The following is a 12,573-nucleotide window of genomic DNA, read 5'->3' as shown; positions in this document are numbered from 1 at the left end:
GCTACACTCTGGCCCGTAATGGTTGCTGCTATCGGTGGTATCAGCAGTTTCCGGGAGCGGTTCTAAAATGATTCGCTCCACTACTTTTTACCAAAATAATTCAGCTGAATCCAATCTCCATTCATAGTGTACTGAGTCTCATTTGCCGGGTTTTTAAAGACCAAAAAGAGCGTGTCTAAGCCACTCGTTGGGTTGATGGGGACTTCAAAAACTTTAAAGTCTCCTTTGTCTTCATCGAAGTACTCGATGGTTTGCCTGCCCAGAAGCATACCGTTCTCCCGGCCTTTTCTAATCTCCACTTCACCGTAGTAGGCGTAGTCGGCCCCAAATGCTGCCCCGATGCTGATGCTGCTTAAGTGGTCAAAACTGATCGGATCGAATTTGAAATGTTTTCCATCTTTTATAGACCCCACCACTGTCCGGCCGTCTGTTTCCCAGACACCCAATTCCTTATCGAGGTCAACAGCGTGCTCTAACTCCATTTTGGGCGGGATAAACGTCAATTCTTTTACTACGGAAAGTGAAGACCCCTCAATGTCAGGATGCCCTTGGTCCAGGTAAGAGGCCATAAGCACATACTTGCCAGCCTCCGCGTCTTTTGGATGTTCGTTGAAGGTCAATTCTCCGGATAAGGGCAGTAGCTTTTCACTGACTTGCTTTTCCGGGTCCAGGGATAAAATATAATTCACCATTGCATCCACTTCTTCCACGGTCAGCTGAGGGTGGGGTGCCATCATCGTTTCCCCCCAGATACCCTGACTCCCTTTGATGACGCGGTGAATCAGTGTTTGTTTGTCCTTTTTGTCATAGCGTTTGGCAATGTCTATATAGCTCGGGCCCGCTACTTTTTTATCTTTTGCGTGACAGGCTTTACAGTCCGAGGCATCGATCAGGCTGAGCCCTTTGGGCGTTACGTTTTGCTGATGGCCTATGCTTGCGAGAATGATATCTTCACCTTCGGGAATGTAGTTGAGGGTCACTTTTACTTTTGAGGCATCCAGCGTCCCGTCGGAGGTGCTGCCGTCTTCCAGGTCGCTCACGGCTATTTCATACCTGACCTTTTTGTTGGTCCAGTAGGTAGTGCCATGATCACTTAGTGCGATTTGCAGAGCTGGAGGTTCATTACCGGCCATTATTTTTTTGTTCACGCTGGACTGTTCGCCCTTTGTATCGGTCACGATCAACTTTACATCATAGATGCCGGGGCTTTCAAAGGTATAGGTGAAAGCTGGAGCGTCCTCCTGCATTACTTCCTCTCCAATAATCCAGGTGTAGGTGAGTGGGTCCTGATCGTAGTCCAGGGACTTAGCCGCTGAAAATTGGACCGTAAGGGGTACAGCGCCTGTTTCTTTGTTGGCCTCGAATCGGGCCACAGGAGGGCGGTTCCCTCTGTTATAAGTAATGACCGATAAGCGGGCATCCAAATTCCGGCTGTTCCATTTTTGGCCATATTCCAGGACATACAGTTTGCCATCTCTGGAAAAGAGCATATCCATCGGATGAGAAAACGCTGTGCCCGGCATAAAGGGATCGGCCTGAACAAATTGGTGGTTGTCATCAAGATGTACCACGTAGATCCAGTCTCTCATCCATTCATAAACAAACCATTTGCCATCAAAATAGGAAGGAAAGGTATGTTCAGATTCCGGATAATCCGAAGCATGGTAGATAGGGCCTGACATGGGATTGACGCCTCCCGATCCCAGCCACGGGAATTCATCAGAGGCTTCGTAACTGTACCAAATCATGGACTCCTGAATGGGCGGCAGGTTTCGAAGCCCCGTATTATTGGGCGAATCGTTGATGATGTTTTGGGGATCGAAAACAGCACCCGATGTTTTTGAACGGAAATCATAGTCTGTATACATTTGGTTATTCCCCCGGCTGTAAGGCCAGCCATAGAAACCAGGCGTTCTGGCCTGGTTGAACTCGCCCATACCAGCCGGGCCCCGCAGGCTGTCGGGAGCGCCGGCATCCGGGCCGACATCGCCCCAATACAAATAACCTGTGTTGGAATCAATCGAAAACCGGAAAGGGTTCCGGCACCCCATCACAAAGATTTCCGGGCGGCAGTTTGCTGTCCCTACCGGAAAAAGGTTGCCTTCCGGAATGGAATAGCTGCCATCTTCTTCCGGCTTAATCCGGAGGATTTTACCTCTTAAATCATTGGTGTTTGCTGCTGATAGTTGGGCGTCAAAATGTTCCCGCCCGGGCCTTTCGTCAATTGGGGCGTAGCCTGAGGATTCAAAAGGGTTGGTGTTGTCTCCCACCCCTATGTACAGCAGGCCGTCTTTCCCAAACTCCAAAGAGCCGCCACTATGACAGCATTCCCGGATTAAGGGGATTTTCAACAGTATCTTCTCGTCGGTCAGTTGGTCATCTGCTAAAGTGAAACGGGAAATGTACTGTATCGCTTCTGATATGTTGGGCGAGTAAAACACATAAACCCAATTGTTCTTCTGATAATCCGGGTCAACCGCTATGCCCAGTAAGCCGTCTTCGTTATCATAGTGCACGTCCAGGGTGTCTAAGGTTTTTACCTGCCCGGTGTGATAGTCATAGAGCTTAATGGCACCTCTTCGCTCGACATAGATGATGCCTCTGTCCCCTAACTCATCGAGCTCCATGGGTTCGTCCAGGTTGAAATCCAGCACCTGCTTACTGAAACGGGTTTCTTCAGGGACGCTGAAGGTTGTAGCTTTTGAGTAGTCCAGGCTGTTATTGCCGATCGCAAATCTGGTCCCCTCCAAAACCTGCTTTAGAAACAAGGGGTCCTGATACGTTTCCTCTTTATGCCCGAGGGCGGTATAGAAAGCTCTCCCGCCATCGAAGTGGTGCTTCCAGGCCATAGGATGGTTGGCGCCGTTGCGGCCCCCTTCGTAGGAGGATTCATCAATTTCCATTAATACCTCGATGGCAGGATTGATGGATTTGAAGTTGTACCACTCCTCTTCAATAGACCAGATTTCGGGGAGATGCTGACAACAGGGATCCTCTCTCTTTATACAATGCAGTTCAGCTTCCTGAATAGCCGGATGCCCATCAAAGTAAGCCCCGGCCAATTGATTGTACCAGGGCCAGTGGTACTCCGTATCGGTCGCCGCATGTATGCCCACAAAGCCTCCGCCCGCCTGAATATAGCGCTCGAAGTCCGCTTGTTGGGCAGGGTCTAAAACATCACCGGTGGTATTCAGAAAAACGACCGCTGAAAACTGTTCCAGCGTATCTTCAGTAAAATAAGCGGCATCCTCGGTGAGGACGACCTGCATGCCTTCTGATTCATATAACGCTTTTAGGGCGGTAGCTCCAGCTTCTATAGAAGCGTGCCGGAACCCTTCCGTCTTCGAAAAAACAAGCACGCGCTGCTCTCTTTTCGAGCAGGAGCAAAGAAGGGCAAGGCACAAAAAAAAGAATAACGATTGTGCATGGATAGCCTGGCGAAAGATTCCAGCTCTGTTGATCATCCTGTGAAATATTTATCTGATGCTCCTAAAGTACGGGTAATAAGGTGGGTAAACTACTACAGAGGGGCCAAATTTTTTTACAGAGGCTCAAATATAAGCTCCATCTGTTATATGCATTTTGAATCGTCTAACTTGAATCCACGAATGTTTTTTATCCCATCGCCCTACATGCACTTAAAAAATGAGTTGGATCAGTTCGCTGAGGATACGCCAAATGACAAAAATGGTGAGTAAGAACAGGCCAAGTAATACCAGGGCGACCAAAATTACCGGCCCCCAGGCGCTGCCCTGATGCCTGCCCTCTTTGTAGTGCTCTTCCATGAGGTGGAGGTTGCGGCGGTTGGCTTTGTACCCGAGGTCGAAGAGGTCGCCGAGGATGGGTATGGCGCCGACGATCACGTCCAGTACAATATTGCCAATCATCTTGAAGAGGACCATACCGCTCGCGCCCTTGCGTGCCATCACCAGCACCAGCAATCCGGAAATACCAAAGGTGAGGGCATCCCCTGCACCGGGAATGAGGCCCAGCAGGAAATCTGCTCCAAACCGGATATTCGTACCGGGGATACGGTAGCGGGTATCGAGCAGGTCCGAAATGGTATCCAGCCATTTCAGGTCTTCGTAGGGCGTGGGAGAAGGGGATTGATGTGCCATTAGCGTTTGTCGCGTTCGAAGTAAAGGTAAAAGTACATACCGGAACCAAAGTCTTCGATATCTGTGGAGGCCAGCCGCCAGCCATCGGCCGCGTACTCGTCCAGCTTTTTTTGTATGTCTTTGGTGGAATCTTTGAGGATATGTGCCCGGTCCAGTGTAAGTTTGCTGTAGTAGATCAGGGATTCTATACGGTATTCTTTCATAGTGGTTGAATAGATGGTTGGACCACAAATTAACGAATCCGCGCAGTTTTACAAATAGTGGACCGCATTCATCATCATTCCGTTGCTCCAGTCTATAGTCCGAAGGGCGATACGGTAGTGGTCTACCTCAAAATCTTCGGATCGTTGTCCGATTTGAAAAAAACAGGAAGGGGTGATGTACACGGTGAGGTTACGCTTGGTCACTATTTTTTCAACGTGGTAGTGCCCGGTAAAGACTTGGACGGGATGAGGATGTTCGAAAAAGACGGCCTGTACGGCTTCCATATTGCGCAGGCTGTGCTTGCTGTCCATAAAGGGGACGCCGCCGGGCAGGGGCGGGTGGTGCATAAAGACGAGTGCCGGCCCTTTTATGGCTTTCAGGGCTTCGGAGAGCCATTCCATTTGCTTTGCCGGCATTTCATAAGTGGTGGTATCCAGAAAAAGTACCGTGCGGTCAGCGTACTCCCGGCTGAAGTACAGTTCTTTGCCTTTGAGCAAGCCCTCCCGTCCGAATGCTCTGGCAAGCAGTACCGGGTCATCGTGGTTGCCTGACATGACTTCATAGGGCAGGCCGGACTCATCCAGATGGTGTTTTATCCATGCATAAATGCGCGCATCCCCGTCACGGTAGCAAAGGTCGCCGGAGATGACCAGGAGGTCTGGGCGTTGAGCTTTGGCTTTGTCAAGGATTTGGAGGAAGTTCTGCCGGACGTCCACGCCATAGGTGTCTTCGTTTTCCAAGCCTATGTGCAGATCGGTCAGTTGTACAATTCTCATAGTAAGGGGCCGTCGTTGATTGCTTGTTGCTAACGTCGTTAGTGGTTCCTAAATTTTACGAAGCGGTAGTTATTTGGGTATTAAGGGTTGCTGGGCATAAGTTTAAGGTAAAGCAGAGGCTCAGGGTCATCGGGCAGGTGGACAATCCGCTCGAACCGGAACCCCAGCCGCTCCAGCAGTTTTCGGGAGGAGGTATTGGCCTCTACAGTGATGGCAGTGAGCTCTGTCAGGCCAATTTCGTTGAAGGCGGCTTCAATGAGCCGTTGGGCGGCTTCCCGGGCGTAGCCCTGCCCTTCGTAAGCGGGGAGCAGCCCAAATCCTAAGTCCACGCCCTCAAGCCCCACCCGGTCGTACAAACCGCAGCAGCCTAGTTTGGCGCCATCGCTTTTGCGGATGAGGGTATAATTGGCGTAACCCAGCCGCTCATACTGCGGGCGGATGCGTTCGAGGATGTAGTTTTCTGCATCTGCTATACTGTATACCTTGCGGTCACCAATGAACTCCAGCCACTTGGGCGTATTGAGGAGCTCAAGGATGAGGCCGGCATCCGGGAGGTCGGTCACCTTAAGCCAGAGGCGTTCCGTTTCAAATTCAGTAAACAGGGGCATTATTCAGGTTTATTTCCGGAGCTGCGGATGTTGACGAGCTTGCGCAAAAGATCAAACCAGAAGGGCGCGCCCAGGGAAACCGCAAGGGCTGTAACCGTCCAGCCCAGGAGCTTCAGGACCACATCGTACCAGGTCACTTCCGACCAGTCTACGTTTTTCCAGCCCAGGCCCAGTGGCGACTTGACAGACTCAATCTGATCGTTGATCATAAACTCCAGCTTACGGAGGGAAGCATCGAATTCGGGCGACATTTGAGGCGGGGCAATTTCCAGCCCGTCCTTTCCATTGACGTAGTCTTCAGCAAGGGTCAGCACCTGTTGCAGGGTTTCCGGGTCGGACTCCAGGCGCTCGTAAATGGCCAGGGTGTCGGCATTGAAAACCACTGCTATGAAGAACCCCATACCCACCAGAATCTTTTGGGTATAGCGCTTATACCAGCCCGAGGCGCGGTCCATCACATCGTTATACCAGGTGCAGACTTTGCCTTTGAAGGCTTCCACATCGTGCTCGGATTCCCGAAGGAACTGTTTCAGGACGTTTTTCAGGTCGGCATCCGGTAAGGTATCCAGCCTTTCCTCTATGCGGTCAAAGCCCTCCCCGTTCAGGATGGTCTCCATCAGGATAGACTGAAAGGAGCGGTCGCTGAGGTAAGAAGGGGAGTAGCGCTTTTTGCCGTATTTGTAGGAGAGCTGTTTGTACAGGGCGTTGTCTTTGAAAGCCGCTACCAGCTGGTCGTCTACCTCAGTAGAAGCGAGCATATTGCGCAGGGCTTTTTCCAGGTTGCGCCCGCGCAGGGAGAAGGCCGAGGCCACGAGCTCCATCATCGTGGTGGCCAGCAGGCTGAGCAGGAGCAGTACGAAAATTAGGCCAATGACGACCTGTAGCATTCCAATCATAGTGTCGAGGTCTTAGTTTGGGGTTGAATTTAAGCATTCTCAGGCATATCAATGCTTCACTGAGCCTGCAATTCCGACTAATTTTGAAAGTTGTGCTTTATGGTTGTGGATTTAGTTTTGAAAAACAATTTAAAATCGTAATTTAATTCCGTATTGAGTCGCATCAGTGGAATTATAGGATATATTGAGTGCCGCTTCCCAATGTGTGGGGAAATGTCACTGCCGTAGTATGCGCCTCGTCATATACTGTACCCTTAAGACCATAGATCTTACAGCAAATATAAAACCAATTACATATGAGCTACGACACCAAAAATCTCCGCAATGTCGCCTTACTTGGCCACCCGGGGAGTGGCAAAACATCCTTCACAGAATGTATGCTCTTTGAAGCAGGCGATATCCAACGAATCGGCTCGGTAGAAGAAAAAAACACGCAATCCGATTACACCAACATCGAAAAAGAACGGGGCAACTCTATCTTCGCCTCACTAACGCATGCCGAGTGGAAAGATTCTAAAATTAATATTCTGGATACACCTGGTTTCGACGACTTCATTGGAGAGGTGGTTTCCGCCCTTAAGGTGGCCGATACCGGACTAGTGGTGCTCAACGCTCAGAACGGCGTGGAAGTAGGCACGGAACTCATTTGGGATTATGTGGAGCGCTTCGAAACGCCCTGCCTTTTTGTGATCAATCAGCTGGATACTGAAAAAGCAGATTACGATGCGACCCTGCAGCAGGCGCAGGACCGCTTTGGCGAAAAGGTGATCCCGGTGCAATACCCAGTGGAGACCGGCGTTGGCTTTAGTAAAATTATCGATGCCCTGCGCATGGTGATGTACGTCTTCCCTGACGGGGGCGGAAAACCGGAGAAGCATGATATTCCGGCGTCTGAAATGCAGCGCGCCCAGGAAATGCACAACGCACTGGTGGAAGCCGCAGCTGAGAATGATGAAGGCCTTATGGAGCGCTTCTTCGATGAGGGTACCCTTACCGAAGAAGAGTTGACGGAAGGGCTGCGTATCGCCATCGCGCATCAGGATATTTTCCCGGTTTTCATCAGCTCTGCGATCCGCAATATGGGCAGTGGCCGCATTATGGGCTTCATCAATGATGTCTGCCCTTCCCCGGCTGACCGCCCGGCAGCAAGGCTCGTTGGTACGGATGAGAAACTGGCTTGCGACAGTAATGCCGAAACTACCGTGTTTGTCTATAAAACCATGACGGAGCCTCAGGTAGGGCTGGTGTCTTACTTTAAGGTGTATGCCGGTACGCTGAAAACTGGTGATGAACTGGTGAACCAGAAAAACCAGACTACAGAGCGATTTGGGCAAATCTTCATCGCGGAGGGCAAAAACCGGGAACCGGTTACGGAGCTTAAAGCCGGTGATATTGGCGTCACGGTTAAGCTCAAGAATACGCACACCAACAATACACTTGACGAAAAAGGTACGGATATCCAAATTGATCCGATCCACTTCCCGGAACCACGTATCCGCGAGGCCGTTCAGCCGATGAGCGCCAACGATATGGAGAAGCTCTACAAAGCGCTGCATCAGATCGAAGAGGAAGACCCTACGCTTATTGTTGAGCAAAATGCTACGCTAAAGCAGACCATTCTGCACGGGCAGGGGCAGTTGCACCTTGATCTGATCAAGTACCGGATTGAGAAAGTGCATAATGTTACGATGGAGTTCACCAAGCCACGTATTTCTTACCGGGAAACGATTACCAGGAGTGCCGACAGCATGTACCGCCACAAAAAGCAAACGGGCGGTGCCGGTCAATTTGCCGAGGTACACCTCCGGGTAGAGCCTTATACAGATGGCATGCCTGACCCGGATGGGCTGAGCGTACGTAAAAAAGAAGTGGAAGAACTGCCCTGGGGCGGCAAGTTAGCTTTCTACTGGTGCATCGTCGGTGGTTCTATTGATGCAAAATACTCCAATGCGATCAAGAAAGGGCTGCTGCAGCGTATGGAAGAAGGGCCGCTGACCGGCTCTCACTGCCAGGATATCCGCGTAAGTATCTACGATGGAAAAATGCACAGTGTGGATTCGAACGATATGGCTTTCATGCTGGCCTCCAAACACGCCTTCCGCACAGCATTCAAAGAAGCGGCGCCTCAACTGCTGGAACCTATTTACAAATTGGAAATCCTCTGTTCTGATGACTCTTTGGGGGATATCATGGGAGACTTGCAGACTCGCCGCGCCATTATTATGGGTATGGACAGTGATGGGCACTATCAGAAAATTACTGCACACGTGCCACTTGCAGAGCTATATGAATACTCCAACCGCTTGCGTTCCCTATCTCAGGGGCGTGCCAAATTCCATCAGGAATTCCTGGAGTTCCAATCTGTACCTCATGACCTGCAGGCAGAACTGATGAAAGCGCATGAGGAAGAGCTTTCTGAAGCTTAGCTTCTCTTATTTTCAAACTAATGGTGTATGAAAAACCGGGAGCCGGCACTTAGTGCTGCGCTCCCGGTTTTTTTTGCAGCAGGCGATCTTAAGAAAGCTCAATCACCAGGTCATCCTGTTCCACCAGCGTTTTTTCGGTCAGGAAAATCTTTTTGACCGTACCAGCTATGGGAGAAGTAACCGTAGACTCCATTTTCATAGCCTCGATGGTGAAGAGCGGGCTGTTGGCTTTTACTTCCTGCCCTTCCTCGACCAGTATTTTCGAAAGATTACCCTGTAGCGGGGCGCCCACCTGTTTATCGTTTTCCGCTTTGCGGTGCACAACTACTTCCGACTGTACCTTGCGGTCGCGCACCGGTACGGAGCGGGTCTGCCCGTTGAGTTGGAAAAATACCAGGCGCACGCCCTGTGCGTCCGGTTCAGACATATTGATGTACTTGATCAGCAGGCTTTTGCCCGCATCAAGCGCGACAATGATTTCTTCATTAGGCTTCAGGCCGAAGAAGAAGGCCGGCGTGGGGAGGGCTCTGACCAGTGCATAGTTATCGTAATGCTCGCGGTATTCTTCATACACCTTGGGGTACAGCTTATAGGACAAAAAGTTACGCATGTCCAGGTATTCACCAAAGCGGGATTTGAATTCGGCATATTCCGTGTCAAAGTCAACCGGCTCCAGGTGGGCGTTGGGCCGCTCGGTATAGGGCTGCTCATCTTTGAGGACAATTTTTTGGATGTCCTTGGGGAAGCCGCCCGGCGTTTGGCCCAGGTCGCCCCGCATGAGGGCCTTGACGCTATCAGGGAAGGAAAGCGTATGCCCCTTTTGAAGGATGTCCTCACGAGTCAGGTTATTGGAGGTCATGAACATCGCCATGTCGCCCACCACTTTGGAAGAAGGGGTTACCTTGACGATATCTCCGAATAGATCATTGGCTACGCGGTAGTTCTTTTTGATGGTCTCAAACTTTTCTTCCAGCCCGAGTGCCCGCGCCTGTGGCCGCAGGTTGGAATACTGCCCGCCGGGGATTTCGTGCTCGTAGACTTCCGCGGTACCGGAGCGCAGTTCGGTCTCAAACGGATAGTAGTACCGGCGCACGGCTTCCCAGTAGGCGGAGAATTCGTTCAGAGAGTGCAGGTTGATCGGGTGTTCCCGCTCATGCCCCTTCATGGCTGCAGCCACGGCATTAAAGTTGGGCTGAGAGGTCAGGCCAGACATCGAACTGATGGCGACATCTATCACGTCCACGCCAGCTTCTACCGCAGTCATGTAGGTACTGGCCTGAATGGAGGCGGTGTCGTGCGTATGCAGGTGGATTGGGGTGTGGACGGTGTCCTTCAGCGCACTGATCAGTTCTTCAGCAGCCAGTGGCTTCAGCAAGCCTGCCATGTCCTTAATGGCGATAATGTGAGCGCCCTGATCCTCCAGCTGTTTGGCCAGGTCAAGGTAATACTGTAGGGTGTACTTGGTCCGGGTGGGGTCGGTGATATCGCCGGTATAGCAAAGGCAGGCCTCCGCGATGCTGTCGGTGCGTTCCCTTACGGTTTTGATACTGACCTTCATCGCTTCCACCCAGTTGAGGGAGTCGAAGATCCGGAAAATGTCAATGCCTGCCTCAGCAGCCTCCTCTATGAACTTGATGATGAGGTTGTCCGGATAGGCAGTATAACCTACCGCGTTAGAGCCCCGCAGCAGCATTTGGAAGCAGATATTTGGAATCGCTTCCCGCAGGAACTGCAGGCGCTTCCAGGGGCATTCCTTGAGGAAGCGCATGGAAACATCGAAAGTGGCGCCGCCCCAGACTTCCATAGAAAAGACATCATCGCTGTGGCGCAGGGCGAAGCTGCGGGCGACCTTTTCCATGTCGTAAGTACGCATGCGGGTGGCCAGCAGAGATTGGTGGGCATCCCGGAATGTGGTATCCGTATACTGAACGGCTTTTTGTTCCTTGAGCCACTGCGCGAAGCCTTCCGCACCGAGCTGTTGCAGTTTCTGCCGGGTACCATCGGGTACCGGGGCTTTAGGGTCATAAGCGGGCACTACCGGGTCGATAAAAATTTTGCTTTCGTCCTTGTATTTCACATCCGGATTGTCATTGACGATGACTTCTGCCAGGTAGCGGAGGAGCTTGGTGCCACGGTCCCGCCAGTTGGGCATCGCCATGAGCTCGGGGTGGTCTTGTATGAAGTTGACGGTGGCAAGCCCCTGCTGAAATGTTTGGTCCCGAAGCAGGTTGAGCAGGAAACCAATATTGGTACTCACGCCCCGTACCCGGAACTCCCGCAGCGCCCGGTGAAGACGCTGAGAAGCCCCTTTCATCGTCCGGCCCCAGGCAGTCACCTTCACCAGCATGGAGTCAAAGTAAGGCGAAATTTTTGCGCCGGGGAAAGCAGAGCCGGCATCCAGGCGTATGCCCATGCCAGACGCGGAGCGGTAAGCAATCAGGGTACCGTAATCGGGCTTGAAGTTGTTGGCCGGGTCTTCGGTGGTCACCCGGCACTGAATAGCGTAACCACTGCACTCCACATCTTCCTGATTGCGGATGTAGATAGACCGGTGGCTCAGCTCATAGCCCGCCGCAATGAGGATTTGGGAGCGGACAATATCGACGCCCGTTACCTCCTCCGTGATGGTGTGCTCTACCTGTATTCTGGGGTTGACCTCTATAAAGTATACGTTTTCGTCTTTATCGACCAGGAATTCCACCGTGCCTGCATTACTGTAGTTGACCGCTTTGCCCAACCGGATAGCGTAGTCGTATAGCTTTTGCTTGGTGACTTCATTGATAGAAGGGCAGGGGGCGATCTCCACTACCTTCTGAAAGCGGCGCTGTACAGAGCAGTCTCTTTCGAATAGGTGGACCAGGTTGCCATGTTTGTCACCCAGCAGCTGTACTTCGATGTGCTTAGGCTGATCAATGAACTTTTCTATGAATACTGTATCATCGCCAAAGGCATTGCCTGCTTCCCGCCGGGCCTCCTGAAAGGCATTGGCGAGGTCTTCTTCCTTGCGTACCACGCGCATGCCCCGGCCACCGCCCCCGGATGCTGCCTTTAGCATTACCGGGAACCCGATTCTTTTAGCCTCCTTCAGTGCGATTTCGGCACTGTTCAGCGGCTCCTGACTGTCTTCGATAAGAGGGACATTCTGCTGCCGGGCCAGCTTTTTGGCAGCCACTTTGTCGCCCAGTTGCTCCATGCTTTCCGGCGATGGCCCCACAAATTCGATGCCTTCTTCGCGGCAGCGCCGGGCGAAGGTGACATTCTCAGAGAGGAAACCATAACCAGGGTGGATGGCATCAACTTCATTCAGCTTAGCTACCCGGATTATTTCTTCAATATTCAGATAAGGTTTGAGCGGATCATTATCTTCGCCCACCTGATAAGCCTCATCTGCCTTATATCTGTGCAACGAATAGCGGTCTTCGTACGTATAAATGGCAACGGTCCGTAAATTGAGCTCGGATGCGGCGCGCAAGACGCGGATAGCAATCTCTCCGCGGTTGGCTACCATGAGCTTTTTAAATCGCTTGCGTTCTGGAATCATTGTT

At 51.6% G+C, this 12,573-nt stretch carries 8 protein-coding genes; 1 reads left to right on the top strand and 7 read right to left on the bottom strand.

Annotated features, from left to right (window positions below; translation table 11 throughout):
* Positions 1-80: 80 nt before the first annotated feature.
* The 6 genes from ACO08I_RS07800 to ACO08I_RS07775 form a co-directional block, all read right to left on the bottom strand.
* Positions 81-3,359 (bottom strand): ThuA domain-containing protein, encoded by a 3,279-nt coding sequence (locus ACO08I_RS07800; RefSeq protein ID WP_421948988.1) that lies wholly within the window; start codon positions 3,357-3,359, stop codon positions 81-83.
* A gap of 279 nt (positions 3,360-3,638) precedes the next feature.
* A complete protein-coding gene (locus tag ACO08I_RS07795; protein ID WP_421948987.1) occupies positions 3,639-4,118 on the bottom strand; it encodes a DUF4112 domain-containing protein in 480 nt (159 codons plus the stop codon).
* Entirely contained in the window at positions 4,118-4,321 is a 204-nt protein-coding gene (locus ACO08I_RS07790; protein ID WP_421948986.1) for a DUF4177 domain-containing protein, read from the bottom strand. Before ACO08I_RS07790 ends, ACO08I_RS07795 begins: the two co-directional genes overlap by 1 nt.
* A gap of 48 nt (positions 4,322-4,369) precedes the next feature.
* Positions 4,370-5,098, bottom strand: coding sequence for a metallophosphoesterase family protein (locus ACO08I_RS07785; RefSeq protein ID WP_421948985.1), 729 nt, complete (start codon positions 5,096-5,098; stop codon positions 4,370-4,372).
* Between the two features lie 80 nt (positions 5,099-5,178).
* Positions 5,179-5,706, bottom strand: coding sequence for a GNAT family N-acetyltransferase (locus ACO08I_RS07780; protein ID WP_421948984.1), 528 nt, complete (start codon positions 5,704-5,706; stop codon positions 5,179-5,181).
* Positions 5,706-6,602, bottom strand: coding sequence for a hypothetical protein (locus ACO08I_RS07775; protein WP_282784650.1), 897 nt, complete (start codon positions 6,600-6,602; stop codon positions 5,706-5,708). The genes ACO08I_RS07780 and ACO08I_RS07775 overlap by 1 nt, the downstream gene beginning before the upstream one ends.
* Positions 6,603-6,898: 296 nt before the next feature.
* Here ACO08I_RS07775 and ACO08I_RS07770 point away from each other — a divergent pair, with 296 nt between their 5' ends.
* Positions 6,899-9,028, top strand: coding sequence for an elongation factor G (locus ACO08I_RS07770; RefSeq protein WP_282784652.1), 2,130 nt, complete (start codon positions 6,899-6,901; stop codon positions 9,026-9,028).
* 88 nt (positions 9,029-9,116) lie between these two features.
* On the opposite strand, the gene ACO08I_RS07765 is transcribed toward ACO08I_RS07770, so the two are convergent.
* Positions 9,117-12,569: a pyruvate carboxylase gene (locus tag ACO08I_RS07765; RefSeq protein ID WP_282784654.1), complete on the bottom strand. Its 3,453-nt coding sequence runs from the start codon at positions 12,567-12,569 to the stop codon at positions 9,117-9,119.
* Positions 12,570-12,573: the final 4 nt, after the last annotated feature.

It is taken from the genome of Phaeodactylibacter xiamenensis, from assembly GCF_965229835.1.
Taxonomy (GTDB): domain Bacteria; phylum Bacteroidota; class Bacteroidia; order Chitinophagales; family Saprospiraceae; genus Phaeodactylibacter; species Phaeodactylibacter xiamenensis.
This window is presented reverse-complemented; position numbering and strand designations above follow the sequence as displayed.